A 13,264-nucleotide genomic window follows, 5' to 3' on the forward strand; every position below is an offset into this window, starting at 1 on the left:
CTCCCTCCGTCACTCGGCGTCGTCGAGGACGATCAGGGTCTGGCCGGGCTTGACCTGGTCGCCTTCCTTGCAGAGCACGCTGGCCACGGTGCCGGCGGTCTCGCTGTCGACCTGGATCTCCATCTTCATCGACTCGAGCACCATCAGCGTCTGGCCGGCCTCGACCCGGTCGCCCTCGTCGACCTCGAGCTTCCAGACCACGCCATGGACGTGCTCGGCGATCGCCGTCTGGCCCTCGCCGAGCTCGATGGTGTCGATGCCGGTGTCGACCGGTTCGGACTCGGATTCGTAGTTGGCCTGCCCGGTGGCGATCCAGTGCTGGCGCTCGGCCTCGAAGGCGGCCTGCTGGCGTTCCTTGAAGGCGCGGATCTCCTCGGCGTTCTCCTCGATAAAGCGGTTGTAGCGCCCCAGCGAGAAGGTGGTCTCCTCGATCTCGAGCTCGATGCCGCCGTGCGGGAAGGCATCGCGCATCTTGAGGAGCTCGTCCTCGCTGACCTCGTAGTAGCGGATCTGGTCGAAGAAGCGCAGCAGCCACGGCTGCTGGAACTCGCGGGTCTGCTTGTAGCGGTTCCAGATCGGCAGGGTGCGACCGACGAACTGGTAGCCGCCCGGGCCCTCCATGCCGTAGATACACATGTACGAGCCGCCGATGCCCACCGCGTTCTCCGGCGTCCAGGTGCGCGCCGGGTTGTACTTGGTGGTCACCAGGCGGTGACGCGGGTCGACCGGTGTCGCCAGCGGCGCGGACAGGTAGACGTCGCCCAGGCCCATGACGAGGTACGAGGCGTCGTAGACGATCCGCTTGACCTCCTCCTCGCTCTTCAGCCCGTTGATCCGCCGGATGAACTCGATGTTGCGCGGGCACCAGGGTGCATCCTTGCGCACCGACTGCATGTACTTCTCGGTCGCGAGCTGCGTCTGGCTGTCGTCCCAGGCCAGCGGCAGGTGGATGATCCGCGAGGGCAGCTCGACGTCCTCGAGACTCTTGAGCTCGCTTTCGGCCTGCTCGAGGATCGTCAGCAGCCGTTCGGTGGAGAGTGCGCGCGGCTCGTAGTGGATCTGCAGGCTGCGCACGCCCGGCGTCATCTCGACGATGCCGTCGATGCCCTGCTCGTTGAGCCATTCCAGCAGCGCCTGGACGCGGAAGCGCAGGGAGAGGTCGAGCACGATCGGGCCGTACTCGACCAGCAGGTACTTGTCGCCGGCCGGCCGGTAGGTCACGCCCACAGCGTGCTCGCCCTTGTCGGCGCGGCGTTGACGGATGACCGGGGTGGTGATCGGGGCTGGCTCGGCCTCGCACTCGGCCGGTTCGAGCCGGGCGACGGCTTCGGTCTGCTCGCGTTCGAGGCGGTTGGCCTCCTCGAGCGTGGTGGGGACGAAGCGGATGGTGTCGCCGGGCTTGAACTGGCCGAGCTTCCACAGGTCGGCGGTGACGATGGTCGCCGGGCAGACGAAGCCGCCCAGGCTGGGTCCGTCCGGGCCCAGGATCACCGGCATGTCGCCGGTGAAGTCGATGGTGCCGATGGCGTAGGCGTTGTCGTGGATGTTCGACGGGTGCAGGCCGGCCTCGCCGCCGTCCTCGCGCGCCCACTCGGGCTTCGGGCCGATCAGGCGAACGCCGGTGCGGCTGGAGTTGTAGTGCACCTCCCAGTCGGTGCCGAAGAACATCTCGATGTCGTTGTCGGTGAAGAAGTCCGGCGCGCCGTGCGGGCCGTAGATGGTGCGCACTTCCCAGGCGTTGCCGTAGGTCGGCACCGAGTCCGCCGGCATGGCCGCCGGTGCGCCCTCGGTCTGCTGGCCCACGTGCAGGACGTCGCCCGGCCAGAGTACGCGCCCGCCGTGACCGCCCATCTGGCCGAGGGTGAAGGTCGAGCGGCTGCCCATGTGCCGCGGGACGTCCAGTCCGCCGCGGAAGGCGAGATACGCGCGCGCACCGGTCCCCTCGACCGCGCCGATCTTGAGCGTCTGGCCACGACGGACGGCCACGGGCTCCCAGAAGGCCACCGGCTGGTCGTCGAGCGTGGCCGCCATGGCCGCGCCGGCCAGCGCGATGGTGGCGTCCGTGTTGAACTTCAGCGTCGGGCCGTTGACCGTCAGTTCCAGCCCGGCGACATCCTCCGGGTTGCCGACCAGACGATTGGCCTGGCGGAAGGCAAGCATGTCCATCGGGCCCGAGGGCGGCACGCCGATGTCCCAGTAGCCGACCCGGCCGGGGTAGTCCTGGATGGTGGTCTGCGTGCCGGGCTTGATCACCTCGATCGTCGGGGCGCGGTACTCGATGCCGGCCAGGTGCGCAGTGGTGTAGTGGCCGCCGGTGAAGCCGGCATCGGTGGCGACCTGGCGCAGATAGAGCAGGTTGGTCTCCAGGCCGTGGATGGCGGTGTGATCGAGCGCCTCGCGCAGTTTCGCGATGGCGGCCTCCCGGTCGGGGGCGTGCACGATCAGCTTGGTGACCATCGGGTCGTAGAACGGCGAGATCTCGGTGCCGCTCTCCACCCAGGTCTCGATGCGGGTGTCCGCGGGCCAGCTCACCTCTGTGAGCAGCCCGGTGGAGGGCTGGAAGTTCTTGCCCGGATCCTCGGCGTACAGGCGCACCTGGATCGAGTGGCCGTCGACGCCTGCCGGGCGGAGGGTTTCCAGATCGGGCAGGTCATCGGCCGCGCCGCGCACCATCCACTCGACCAGGTCCACACCGGTGACTTCCTCGGTCACGCCGTGCTCCACCTGCAGGCGGGTGTTGACCTCGAGGAAGTAGAAGCGGCCGGTGTCGTCGTCGAGGATGTACTCGACGGTGCCGGCCGAGCGGTAGTTCACGCCGCGACCGAGCGCCTCGGCGGCGCGCTGCAATTCCTCGCGCACCTCGGGGGTGAGGTTGGGCGCGGGCGTCTCCTCGACCACCTTCTGGTTGCGCCGCTGTAGCGAGCAGTCGCGCTCGCCCAGAGCGATCACCTGGCCCTTGCCGTCGCCGAACAGCTGCACCTCGACGTGGCGGGCGTGGCGGACGAACTTCTCGAGAAAGATGCCACTGTCGGAGAAGTTGCTCTGCGACAGGCGACGGACCGATTCGAAGGCCTCCTCGAGTTCGGCGGCGTTCTCGCACAGGCGCATGCCGATGCCGCCGCCCCCGGCGGTGCTCTTGAGCATGACCGGATAGCCGATGCGCTCGGCCTCCGCTTTTGCCTGCTCGACATCGTCCAGCAGCCCCGTGCCCGGCAGCATCGGCACGTCGGCCGCCTCGGCCAGTGCCCGGGCGGTGTGCTTGAGGCCGAACTCGCGCATCTGGCGTGGCGTCGGGCCGATAAAGGCGATCCCGGCCGCCTCGCAGGCCTCGGCGAAGGCGGCATTCTCGGAGAGAAAGCCGTAGCCGGGGTGGACGGCCTGGGCGCCGGTCTCGCGCGCGACCTCGAGGATGCGCTCGGCATTCAGGTAGGAGCTTGCGGCGGACGCCTCGCCGATGCAGACGGCCTCGTCGGCCTGACGGACGTGCAGGGCGTGACGATCCTGCTCGCTGTAGACGGCCACCGAGCGCACGCCGAGGCGCTTGAGGGTGCGGATGATGCGGCAGGCGATCGCGCCGCGATTGGCGATGAGAACCTTGTCGAACATGTCGGGCATTCCAGGCTTTTCAGGGGACCAGTCGGGCGGGCCGTCCCGCCGGGGTGAACATCGCCCGGGGTCGTCCCCGGTGCGGTCGGATCGATCCCGTGGTCAGTCCCAGACGATCATCTCGACCGGGGTGGGGTTGTAGGCGTTGCAGGGATTGTTGAGCTGCGGGCAGTTGGAGACCAGCACGATCACGTCCATCTCCGCGCGCATCTCGACGTACTTGCCCGCATCCGAGATGCCGTCCTCGAAGGTCAGGCCGCCCTCGGGGGTCAGGGGCACGTTCATGAAGAAGTTGATGTTCGGGATGATGTCGCGCTTGGTCAGGCCGTAGTGGCTCTCGGCGATCGCGGTCAGGAAGCTGTCACGGCAGTTGTGCATCGGCTTCTTGTCGAGCGCGTAGCGCACCTGGTTGGACTCGGCCGAGCAGGCGCCGCCCAGGGTGTCGTGACGGCCGCAGGTATCGGCGGTGATCGTCAGCATCACGTTGCCCTCGTTGGACATCAGCTCCGAGCCGGCGGTCAGGTAGGCATTGCCCTGGGCGCGAATGGTGTCAATCGCGCTGTAGTGCTCCTCGGTGGGGCGTTCGAGGCTGTAGAAGAGCGTGTCGGCGGCCTGGTTTCCTTCGAGATCGAGGATGCGGAAGGTCTGGCCCTTCTTTACCTCGTGCATCCACGGTTTGCCTGCCGGGACCACCTCGCGGTAGACGGCGTTGGTCGGGTCGAGCGGGCTTTCGACCAGTGTCTGGCTGCTCATGAGTACGCCTCCTGACAGTTGTGGATTGCGGTGTTGGCGTAGGCGCGCGCATTCTCCGGGCGGAAGTTGACGCAGTAGTCGTAGGCGGGCACCACCGGCTCCGAGCGGTAGATGACGATATCCACGTCACCGGGACGGTAGGACGGGCCCGGGTCCATCGGGTGCGGGGCGGTGTTGAGCACCACCAGGGTGTCCATCTCGGCGCGCAGGTCGATGTAGTCGCCGGCCTGGCTGTTGTCCTCGTCGAATCGTAGCCCGCCGTCCGCGTCGGCGTGCACTTTGCTGAAGAAGTTGAGGTTGGGCACCAGGTCACGCTGGCCGAGGTTCCATTTCTCCAGCTCGATCAGGAACAGCTCGCGGCCGCTGCGGTAGAAGTCGTTGCGGTACTCCTGGTAGCTGTGCTCGCCGTACTTGTCGCGGATCATCGACGCGTCGGTGATGCCGCCGATGGTGTCGTGCCAGCCGACGCTGTCATCGACGATCGACATCATCACCCGGCCCATGTCGGAGTAGAGCATGTTGCCGTGTGACAGCTTGGAGGTGTGCTGGCCCTTGAGCGTGTCCGGGGCGTTGTAGCGCTCCAGCGGGTTGGTCGGGTTGTAGAGCAGGGTGGAAACGTTCGCGCGGCCGTCGCGGTCGACCAGGCGCAGCGTAAAGCCGCGCTTGATCACCAGCGACCAGTAGCGTGCGCCGGGCAGGGTGTCCCGGTACACGATCGGGGTGTTGAGTTCGGGAGTGGTGTTCATCCGTCCTCCTCGGCTGTTGATGAATGGGGGACGACATGGGCTTCAACGCCCAGGCGCTGACCCACGGCGCGATAGACCGACGGGTGCGGGGTCGCGTGGGACAGCGGGATGTCGTAGGTGATGTTGGCCCCGAAGGCCCCGGGGGCCTGCGGGTCGTGGCGGACCTTGTCGAACACCAGCAGGCGGCTGCCGAGTTCGAAGGCCTCCTTGAGGTCGTGGGTGACCATGAAGATGGTCAGGCCCTGGCGCTGCCAGAGCTCGCGGACCAGCTCGTGCATGTCCTGGCGGATGCCCGGATCCAGCGCGCCGAACGGCTCGTCCAGGAGCAGGATCTTCGGATCCTTCATCAGGGCCTGGGCAATGGCCAGGCGTTGCTGCATGCCGCCGGAAAGCTCGCTGGGGTACTTGTTCGCCGCCTGCTCGAGGCCGACGGAGGCAAGCATCTTCAGCGCCCGGTCACGGGCCTCGCGGCGCTGCCGGCCGAACAACCGCCCGGTGAAGCGGGTGCGGCCCAGTTCCTCGGCGACCAGCACGTTGCCCAGGGCGGTCAGGTGCGGGAACACCGAGTACTTCTGGAACACCACGCCGCGATCGGGGCCGGGCTCGTCAGGCATCGGCTGGCCGTCGAGCTGCATCTCGCCGCGGGTCGGGCTCTCCTGGCCGAGCAGCATCCGCAGGAACGTGCTCTTGCCGCAGCCGGAGGCGCCGACGATGGTGACGAACTCGCCCGCCTCGACGTGCAGGTCGATGTTCTCCAGCACCACGTCGCGACCGTATTCCTTCCAGACGTTCTTGAGCGTGACGGTGCTCATCAGGACCTCCGTGCCCGGTACCAGGGGAAGACGACGCGCACGATCAGACGCAGGATCGCGTCGGCGAGGAACGCCAGCAGCGTGATCCACATGACGTACGGCAGGATCAGTTCCATGTCGAGGTAGCGGCGCACCAGGAAGATGCGGTAGCCCAGCCCCTCGGTGGCGGCGATGGCCTCCGAGGCGATCAGGAACAGCCAGGCCGAGCCCAGCGCCAGGCGAGTGGCGTCGAGCAGGCGGGGCATGACCTGGGGCAGCACCAGGCGCAGAATGATCTGCCAGGTGTTGGCACCCAGGGTCTGCGCCTTCACCAGCAGCTCGCGGGGGAGTTCCTCCACGCGCTGCTGGATGTCGCGCATGATGAACGGGGCGATCCCGAACACGATCAGTGCCACCTTGGCGACCTCGCCAACGCCCAGGGCGATGAAGAGGATCGGCAGCACCGCGAGCGGCGGGATCATGGATAGGACCGAGACAAACGGCGAGAAGGTCCGGTTGGCGTAGGGGATCAACCCGGTCAGCACGCCCACTACCAGGCCGATGGCCATGGCGATGCCGACCCCGAGGCCCAGCCGGATCAGGCTGGCCGAGGTGTCCACCCAGAGGGTGAGCTCGCCGGTGCGCCGGTTGGGCTCGGTGGCGACATCGGCGAAGGTGTCGGCCATCGCCGCGATCGAGGGCAACAGCGGGTCGTCCGGGTTCTCGGCCAGCCGGTTGGCGGAGACTGAGAGGTAGACCAGCAGTACCAGCACGAACGGCAGCAGGCCGAGGGCGAGTCGCCATGGGGCAGCCGGTGCTTGGTTGATCAAACGCTTCATGGACTAGTCACTTTTGGGGTCCGTTTGGCTCGGTGGTTGTCCCGGGCAGGCATTAGTCCTGTCCGGGTCGACGGGCCGGATCAGAGCTCGCCGTCGCGCGCCATGCGCGTGTAGTCGGCGTTGAAGCGGAACTTGACGTTGGACTCGCTGCCCAGGACGGAACCATCGGCGAACTCGATGCCGACGAAGTCCGGGCTGTCGGCGCGCTCGCCCAGCAGACCGTGCTTGAAGGCGAACTGACGGACGCTTTCCATGGTCTCCGCAGGGGTGTCGCTTTCGAGGAAGGAGACGGCGTTGGCCGGGTCATAGAACATGCTGGTGGAGTCCAGCTGAGCCTCGTAGCCGGCCAGATCGGTGCCGGCGGCCTCGGCCATCGCGGTGCGCGCCTCGACGGCCGCCTCGGAATCGCCGCGCATGCTGCTCATGATTTCGTACCAGGCGCCGGTCAGGGCCTTGCCGAGCTTGGGGTTGTCCTCGAGGGTCTCGGTGTTCACGACCAGGAGGTCCATGATCTCGCCGGGGATCTCGGAGGAGTCAAACACCACGCTGGCCTCGCCCTGCTTCTTGAGCTCGCCCAGCTGCGGGTTCCAGGTGACCACCGCCTCGACGTCGGGCGAGGAGAAGGCGGCGACGATGTCGGCATCCGAGGTGTTGACCACCTTGACGTCGCGCTCGCTCATGTCGACCGATTCCAGGGCGCGGGCGAGCAGGTAGTGGGAGACGGACAGCTCGACCAGATGCACCGACTTGCCTTCGATATCCTCGAGCTTGTCGGTGCCCTTGAGCACGACGCCGTCGTTGCCGTTGGAGAAGTCGCCCATGATCAGGGCAGTGGAGTCGACGCCACCGGCGGCCGGAATGGTCAGCGCGTCCATGTTGGTGACGGTTACGCCGTCGTAGGAACCGGCGGTGTAGAGGTTGATCGACTCGATGTAGTCGTTGATCTGCACGACGTCGATCTCGATGTCGTACTTGTCGGCCCACTTGTCGACGATGCCTTCGGCCTCGCCATAGCCCCAGGGCATCCAGCCCACGTAGATGCTCCAGGCGATCTTGAAGCTGTCACGCTCCTCGGCAAGTGCCTGGGGAGCGGCGAACGAGCCGGCGAGTGTGGCGGCCGACAGCGCGGCGGCGGTCAGGTACGAACGGAACGGGCGTTTGAAACCGGACATGGTTCTCTCCTTTGAGGGTTACGGACGGCGCGCCGGAGCATCACGTGCGATCTCCCGGGCTTTTGTCCCGCCGTGTAACCCCTCCGCTGGAGAGGTCGGCGACTCTCGGACCAGTCACCCGCCGTAGCGGATCGGAACCCTAGTCGCCCATTGAATCCATGTTGTAGACGGTGTCCGGAACCGCACGTCCCGACTCCTTGCGCGTCACGGTTACCGGTATTGCAGGGATGGTGCCAATTTTACGTTCGGAGGAATGTTTCGTATTAACAGCATGTTGCGAGGCTGTTGTGTCAAAGGACATTAGGTGGGTCGAGGGACGGTCTGCACGGTGATGGGGTGCCGTGCCCGGGATTGGTGCAGGGGTGACTACAGCAACCACTCGACCGGCATCAGCGAAAACAGCCAGGACGTCGCGCGCTTCTTGAGACCGGCGCCGGGCTCGATCGTATGCCGGATGATCTCGTCGTCACGCTGCTCGACCCAGCGCAACTCGCCCTCCTCGAGTTCCAGCCGGTAGGCGGCTTCCGGCACATGCACGTCAAAGGTATGGCTGATCGCACTGGCCAGTTCCGTACTCTCGATCACGAAGCCCAGTTCGGTATTGAGGAGCACCGAGCGTGGATCGACATTGTAGGAGCCGATGAATACCCGCTTGCCGTCGATGACCACTGCCTTGGCGTGCAGGGTGGTGGCCGGACTGCCGAACGGACCCCGGCCTTCGGAGTCCGGTTCCTTCTCGCCGACCCGTTTCATTTCGTAAAGCTCGACGCCGGCTTCGAGCAAGGGTTCGCGGTAGCGCGCATAGCCGGAATGGGCGGGGGCCATGTCGGTGGCGTCGAGCGAGTTGGTGAGTACTCGAACCCGCACGCCGCGTTGCGCGAGGGTGCTCAGGGCCTCGGTCAAGGTCGGGGTGGGGACGAAGAACGACGAGATGATGTCGACTGATTTTTGCGGCACACCGAGCTTTTTACGCAGATCGAGCGTGAGCAGGTCCTCGAGTTCGATGGCTCCGAGTCCCTTGGCCGGGGGATCGATCACCAGGTCGGTTGGCGCCCAGATCAGACCCAGCTTCCCCCGGAACAGGTTGCCAATGACGTAGTTCTCGCGCACCGCGACCAGAAGGTCCTGGGTGTGGGGGGCGAGCGAGAGGGCATCGGCCTCCCAGTCCATTTTCTCCAGCACGTCCTCGTCCGCGGGATCCAGGATCTGCTCGGCCGGGTAGGCGGATTCGCTCTGCCAGTATTCGTCGAAGCCCCGCGAGACATTGTCGACCACCGGGCCGATGGCGAGGATGTCCAGATCCGAGAACAGGAACCCTTCGGTGGAGCCGAAGTAGCTGTCCCCGATATTGCGCCCACCGCTGATCAGGGCGGCGTTGTCGGCAATCAGCACCTTGTTGTGCATGCGACGGTTGGACCGCTCGAAGCGGGTGAGGAACTCGATCCAGCGGGCATTGCGCGCCATGAAGGGATTGAACAGCCGGACCTCGAAATTCGGGTGGTCATTGAGGGCGGCCAGTTCGGGGTCCAGTTCTCGGGTGCCCTGATCGTCGAGTAGCAGGCGGACGCGCACGCCTCGCTTGGCGGCATCCAGCAACTCGCGCAGGAGGAGCGTCCCGGAGCGGTCGTCGTACCAGATGTAGTACTGCACATCGAGGGTGCGCTGGGCGTTGCGGGCCAGATGGGTGAGGGCTGCGAAGGTTGTCGACGGGTCGGCGAGCAGGTAAGCGCCCACCTTGCCCGGATGGGCAGCAAGTTGGTCTTCGATCGCACTGCCGATCGGGGTGAAGCGTGTCTGCTCCACCGGAATGGCCGTCGAGGTCGGCCGGTGTTTCAGCGGCGGCAGCGCGCAGCCAGCCAGCAATACAGCGGCCAGCACAACGACCAGCAATCTCGGTGCGGGCGTCCCCTTTATCACGCATCGGCTCCTTTCATTACCACATCACCATAGACGGTTGGATCGGGTCACGGTTCGATACTTCCGCCGAACGGCGGAGCGTTCCGGGTCCTGGTGTGGCAGTTCTGCGTCAGGTGAGTCGGGTGCGTGGTTGGAACGGGCACTTTTTTGGTGCATCACGGTTGCCTCGCTGGCAGAATCCGCGCTCCTTTGCCACGGTCAATCCTGAGAGCGTTGCTCGGGTATTCCGTGCGTACTGATATGAGGCCGCCCCGCCGCCGGGAGCGGCCGTACACGGAGAAGCGTTACATGCGCGAGAACCTGCCCGTTACCGACAACGAGCGCACCTTCCAGTCCGGCGAGCGGCTGGTATCCACCACGGACCGCAAGGGGCGGATCACCCACTGCAACGATGCGTTCGTGGCCATTAGTGGTTATGACCGCGACGAGCTGATCGGTCAGCCGCACAACATCGTTCGTCACCCGGACATGCCGCCGCAAGCCTTCAAGGTCATGTGGGAGCACCTCCGGGCGGGCCAGCCGTGGATGGGGCTGGTGAAGAACCGCGCCAAGAACGGTGACTTCTACTGGGTGGATGCCTACGTCACGCCGATCACCGAAGGTGGTGAGATCGTCGGCTACGAATCGGTACGCTCCTGTCCCTCGCGCGACGATGTCCGGCGGGCGGAAGAGCTCTACCGCCGCATCAATCGCGGGCGGTCGACCCGCTCCGGAAAACTGCAGGGTCACGACGCCGTGGGCGCGGCCGGGCTGCTGGCCAGCGCGGTGGCGCTGCTGGCCGGGGGCATCGTGCCGGGGGCGGTGACTTTCGGCGGCGCCGGCGTGGTCTACGCACTGACGAGTCGTCTGCAGGCCGGACGCATGGTGCGTGCGCTGGACGAGCAACTTCCGCATGCATTTCAGCACCCGCTGGCCGTTGCCTCCTACACGGATGACAGCGGGTGGTTGGGGCGCCTCAAGGTGGGGATCAAGAGCGAGCAGGCGCGCATGATTACGGTGCTCACCCGGATCCAGGATGCCTCCTGGCGGGTCAACCGGCAGTCGAGCGAGGGGCTGGACCACTCGAGCCAGGCGAAGCAGGAAATCGCGCGGCAGCAGACGGAGACCGAGCAGGTCGCCGCCGCCATGCACGAGATGTCCACCACCATTGGCGAGGTATCCCGCCACGTGCAGCGGACCGCGGACGAGGCGGGCCGCTCCGCCGAGATGGTCGAGGAAGGACGTCATCTCTCGACCCGCACACGCGAGTCGATCGTCGATCTGCAGGAGACCGTCAATGCGATTGGCGATGCCGTCGAGGGGGTTTCGCGGCAGACCGCCGAGATCGCTGCGGCAGCCGGGTTGATCAATCAGATTGCCGATCAGACGAATCTGCTGGCCCTGAACGCGGCCATCGAGGCGGCCCGGGCCGGCGAGCACGGACGCGGCTTTGCCGTGGTGGCCGAAGAGGTGCGGCACCTGGCGCGCCGTACGCAGGAATCCACCCGCGACATCCACGAGATCATCAACGTCCTGACCGAGCAGGCCGAGGCCTCGGTAACCGTGGCGAAGCGTGGTCGGGAGGCGGCGACGGACGGCGTGGGGCGAGTGCGCGAGTCGGAAGAGATGCTCGACGGCATTGCCGAGGCGGTCGATTCGATCCGCGACATGGCCACGTCGATGGCGGCAGCCGTCGAGGAGCAGGCGACGGTCTCCGGCGAGGTGGACCAGCAGGTGCAGAACATCTCCTCGCTGGCCGGTTCCAGCCTGGAGCGTTCGTCAACGGCCAACGAAACCATCCACCAGCTCGAACATATCGCCGCGGAATTGCACGAACTGGTGAGCCGGTTCAAGCGCGATTGATCAATCGGTAGCCAGCTCCCTGCGAGGAGGGCGGTGTCTGAACTACGCTCTGTTGTAGTTATCCCACGATGTGGATACGGATTATTTCGATCCGTATTACTTGGGATCGCAACAGAGGAGGGTGAGTCATGGGACATGCCGAAATGATCAGCGAACGTTTTCCTCACGTGGTCGATGCCGTCTTTCACGACGAGCAAGGGGCCCGAGACGCGGCGATCGCGCTGGCGGCCAAGGGCGGCCTTTCGAATGAGCAGATCGACGTGGTCGAGCCGAACGACCCCGAGTGGGCGGCCAAGCTGGAGCCGGAGTCGTCCGATATCTTCCGGACCCTTCTTCGTTCCCACGCAGGGCTTGCCGTGATCGGTGCGGTCGTCGGCCTGATCCTGGCCGGCATTCTGGTGGGCGCAGGGTTCGATTTCGCGCAGACCCGGCCGGGCTGGGTGTACGGTATTCTGGCCGTGATCGGTGGCCTGATCGGCATGATCGGTGCCGGTGTGGTCACTGTCCGACTGGATCATGAGCGGTCGGTCGTTGAGACCCGGCACGCGACGACGCACGGCGAGTGGACGGTCGTCGCTCACGCTCACGACGAGGACGAGAAGCATCGTGCCGAAGAGCTCCTTCGGGAGCGCTCGAATCGAGTGAGCGGGTCGCTCTAATCAGTCACCGGGGAGTTGCCGAATGACATTCGACATCGACTGGTCCTCGGTCTACTGGAACCTAAGTTTTCTGGCCGCGGCCTACGTGCTGGCGCTTCCCGTGGGCTTCGAACGCGAGCGGCATTCGCGCTCCGCGGGTCTGCGGACCTTTCCCCTGGTGGCAGTCGCCAGCTGCGCGTACATGCTGCTGGGGATCAATGTGCTCGAATCCAGCACGGCCGAGGCGCGGGTCTTCGAGGGGATCATCACCGGCATGGGTTTCATTGGCGGTGGGGCGATCCTGAAGAACAGGGACTACACCACCGGCACGGCCACGGCGGCCAGTCTATGGGCGACCGGCGGGATTGGCGTTGCCGTGGCCTGGAATCACTTCGAGGTCGCCCTGCTGCTCTCTGTGGTGACGTTCGTCAGTTTGCGCCTGCTCTCGTCGGCCAAGCCGGTCATAAACGGGGAACGGCGGGACACCGAGAAGGAAAGCGACAGGGCATCCCGTCAAGACGACTGACGGGATAGCCCACCAACGAAAAACGCCCCCGGGTTATGTCCGGGGGCGTTTCTGTTTTCGCTTACTTGATACCGGATCAGCAGCGGCCTTTCTTGGCCTGTCCCGGTGGACAGAACCGGCTCGGATGCGAGTGACGGTTCTCGTGGTAGTGCCGCTCGCGATAGCGATGGCCATCGTGATCGTCGTAATCGCGGGTCGTCACGGCCGTGCCGGCAGCCGCACCGATGCCCGAACCGACGATCGCGCCTTCGCGACCACCGACTTCGGCACCGACAACGCCGCCCAGTGCACCGCCGACAGCGCCACCAATGGCCGCATCCTTGTGCAGGTCTCCGCCCATCGCAGCGGTGGCAGGCAGAATCAGTGCGGCCAACAGGGTTGGAATACGTACTGACATGAATGTTTCTCCGGTATGGGTTTGTCAGCCGGGGCTT

Annotated in this window: 11 protein-coding genes and 1 riboswitch; of the genes, 3 read left to right on the top strand and 8 right to left on the bottom strand. The window is 65.9% G+C overall.

Going from position 1 to position 13,264, the window contains the following annotated elements; translation table 11 throughout:
- Nucleotides 1-9: 9 nt before the first annotated feature.
- From uca to LV476_RS01320, 7 genes are all read right to left on the bottom strand, one after another.
- Entirely contained in the window at nt 10-3,606 is a 3,597-nt protein-coding gene (uca, locus tag LV476_RS01290; protein ID WP_250072509.1) for an urea carboxylase, read from the bottom strand.
- 102 nt (nt 3,607-3,708) lie between these two features.
- Nucleotides 3,709-4,359: an urea amidolyase associated protein UAAP2 gene (locus LV476_RS01295; RefSeq protein WP_250072512.1), complete on the bottom strand. Its 651-nt coding sequence runs from the start codon at nt 4,357-4,359 to the stop codon at nt 3,709-3,711.
- Entirely contained in the window at nt 4,356-5,105 is a 750-nt protein-coding gene (locus tag LV476_RS01300) for an urea amidolyase associated protein UAAP1 (RefSeq protein ID WP_250072515.1), read from the bottom strand. The genes LV476_RS01295 and LV476_RS01300 overlap by 4 nt, the downstream gene beginning before the upstream one ends.
- Nucleotides 5,102-5,917 carry an ABC transporter ATP-binding protein gene (locus LV476_RS01305; protein ID WP_250072516.1) on the bottom strand — a complete coding sequence of 272 codons (816 nt, stop codon included), beginning with the start codon at nt 5,915-5,917 and terminating at the stop codon, nt 5,102-5,104. Before LV476_RS01305 ends, LV476_RS01300 begins: the two co-directional genes overlap by 4 nt.
- Entirely contained in the window at nt 5,917-6,735 is an 819-nt protein-coding gene (locus LV476_RS01310) for an ABC transporter permease (RefSeq protein ID WP_250072518.1), read from the bottom strand. Before LV476_RS01310 ends, LV476_RS01305 begins: the two co-directional genes overlap by 1 nt.
- 80 nt (nt 6,736-6,815) lie before the next feature.
- On the bottom strand, nt 6,816-7,907 hold the full coding sequence (locus tag LV476_RS01315; protein WP_250072519.1) for a putative urea ABC transporter substrate-binding protein: 1,092 nt from the start codon (nt 7,905-7,907) through the stop codon (nt 6,816-6,818).
- Nucleotides 7,908-7,956: 49 nt separating this feature from the next.
- Nucleotides 7,957-8,061: riboswitch (guanidine-I (ykkC/yxkD leader) on the bottom strand.
- A gap of 212 nt (nt 8,062-8,273) precedes the next feature.
- Nucleotides 8,274-9,824 (bottom strand): phospholipase D family protein, encoded by a 1,551-nt coding sequence (locus LV476_RS01320; protein WP_250072521.1) that lies wholly within the window; start codon nt 9,822-9,824, stop codon nt 8,274-8,276.
- A 288-nt stretch (nt 9,825-10,112) separates the two neighbouring features.
- Between LV476_RS01320 and LV476_RS01325 the strand changes: the two genes are divergently transcribed.
- The 3 genes from LV476_RS01325 (at nt 10,113) to LV476_RS01335 (ending at nt 12,830) form a co-directional block, all read left to right on the top strand.
- Entirely contained in the window at nt 10,113-11,666 is a 1,554-nt protein-coding gene (locus LV476_RS01325; protein WP_250072524.1) for a methyl-accepting chemotaxis protein, read from the top strand.
- A 128-nt stretch (nt 11,667-11,794) separates the two neighbouring features.
- Complete coding sequence (locus LV476_RS01330; protein WP_250072525.1) at nt 11,795-12,325, top strand: hypothetical protein; 531 nt, start codon at nt 11,795-11,797, stop codon at nt 12,323-12,325.
- A 22-nt stretch (nt 12,326-12,347) separates the two neighbouring features.
- Nucleotides 12,348-12,830 (top strand): MgtC/SapB family protein, encoded by a 483-nt coding sequence (locus tag LV476_RS01335; RefSeq protein WP_250072527.1) that lies wholly within the window; start codon nt 12,348-12,350, stop codon nt 12,828-12,830.
- Nucleotides 12,831-12,906: 76 nt separating this feature from the next.
- Here the strand turns inward: LV476_RS01335 and LV476_RS01340 are convergent, their stop codons facing one another.
- Complete coding sequence (locus tag LV476_RS01340; RefSeq protein ID WP_250072530.1) at nt 12,907-13,227, bottom strand: hypothetical protein; 321 nt, start codon at nt 13,225-13,227, stop codon at nt 12,907-12,909.
- Between the last annotated feature and the right edge of the window lie 37 nt (nt 13,228-13,264).

The sequence above is a fragment of the Guyparkeria hydrothermalis genome, assembly GCF_023555385.1.
Taxonomy (GTDB): domain Bacteria; phylum Pseudomonadota; class Gammaproteobacteria; order Halothiobacillales; family Halothiobacillaceae; genus Guyparkeria; species Guyparkeria hydrothermalis_A.

Bases quoted from the DNA above. Each gene is read 5' to 3' on its own strand.
- uca (WP_250072509.1), bottom strand. From the start codon at position 3,606: ATGTTCGACAAGGTTCTCATCGCCAATCGCGGCGCGATCGCCTGCCGC.
- LV476_RS01295 (WP_250072512.1), bottom strand. From the start codon at position 4,359: ATGAGCAGCCAGACACTGGTCGAAAGCCCGCTCGACCCGACCAACGCC.
- LV476_RS01300 (WP_250072515.1), bottom strand. From the start codon at position 5,105: ATGAACACCACTCCCGAACTCAACACCCCGATCGTGTACCGGGACACC.
- LV476_RS01305 (WP_250072516.1), bottom strand. From the start codon at position 5,917: ATGAGCACCGTCACGCTCAAGAACGTCTGGAAGGAATACGGTCGCGAC.
- LV476_RS01310 (WP_250072518.1), bottom strand. From the start codon at position 6,735: ATGAAGCGTTTGATCAACCAAGCACCGGCTGCCCCATGGCGACTCGCC.
- LV476_RS01315 (WP_250072519.1), bottom strand. From the start codon at position 7,907: ATGTCCGGTTTCAAACGCCCGTTCCGTTCGTACCTGACCGCCGCCGCG.
- LV476_RS01325 (WP_250072524.1), top strand. From the start codon at position 10,113: ATGCGCGAGAACCTGCCCGTTACCGACAACGAGCGCACCTTCCAGTCC.
- LV476_RS01330 (WP_250072525.1), top strand. From the start codon at position 11,795: ATGGGACATGCCGAAATGATCAGCGAACGTTTTCCTCACGTGGTCGAT.
- LV476_RS01335 (WP_250072527.1), top strand. From the start codon at position 12,348: ATGACATTCGACATCGACTGGTCCTCGGTCTACTGGAACCTAAGTTTT.
- LV476_RS01340 (WP_250072530.1), bottom strand. From the start codon at position 13,227: ATGTCAGTACGTATTCCAACCCTGTTGGCCGCACTGATTCTGCCTGCC.